Raw genomic sequence first — 538 nt, 5'->3', positions numbered from 1 at the left:
GTACGCATCCGGTGAAGACCGCAGACGTGCGCATCCGGCAGCCAGGAGAACCTGAGCACCGGAGTGCTGGGGTCAAGCTTTCTTTGGGGAGACGCGATGATATTCTTCGAGGAGGAGTTTGACCTCCTCGATGCCTTCATCGGTGAAGGCCAAGATCCCGTCGTCATCGTTGGCGCCGTAGACCCAGATGACGCCGTCCTCGGGCTCGAGACCGAGGGTCAGGTCCTGGATGAGCGCTTCGCTGACGCCGAGGTCCCTGGCGACACGTTCGACGGTGTAGACGTGATGCACCTTATTGCGCTGCATGATCAGGCCGCCGCTGGTTGGGTCCGCAATTTTGCGGATCTCCAATTCCACGGCAGCAAATCATCGATCCGATGGGCCGGATAGGCGGGCAGTCGGGCGAGGACGTCGGCGAGCCAGGCCTGCGGGTCGACATCGTTCATCTTGGCGCTGACGATCAGGCTGTAGAGAACGGCCGCGCGCTGTCCGCCGCGATCGGAACCGCAGAAGAGCCAGGACTTTCTGCCGAGAGCGA

2 protein-coding genes are annotated in these 538 nt (G+C 62.3%); both read right to left on the bottom strand.

Annotation, left to right across the window (positions count from 1 at the left end; all coding sequences use genetic code 11):
* Positions 1–72: 72 nt before the first annotated feature.
* Positions 73–306 carry a hypothetical protein gene (locus NKH23_RS34520; RefSeq protein ID WP_352542595.1) on the bottom strand — a complete coding sequence of 78 codons (234 nt, stop codon included), beginning with the start codon at positions 304–306 and terminating at the stop codon, positions 73–75.
* A 2-nt stretch (positions 307–308) separates the two neighbouring features.
* Positions 309–538, bottom strand: a 230-nt coding sequence (locus tag NKH23_RS34515) for a transposase domain-containing protein (protein WP_352875323.1), incomplete at its 5' end; no start/stop codon positions are given.

The organism is Mesorhizobium sp. M1328, from assembly GCF_040318075.1.
GTDB lineage: Bacteria > Pseudomonadota > Alphaproteobacteria > Rhizobiales > Rhizobiaceae > Mesorhizobium.
Note: the sequence above shows the minus strand (reverse complement) of the source record. Positions and strands in the feature narration are given on the sequence as shown.

What these genes read in the sequence shown, in the direction of transcription:
- NKH23_RS34520 (WP_352542595.1), bottom strand. Translation starts at nt 306, where the DNA reads ATGCAGCGCAATAAGGTGCATCACGTCTACACCGTCGAACGTGTCGCC.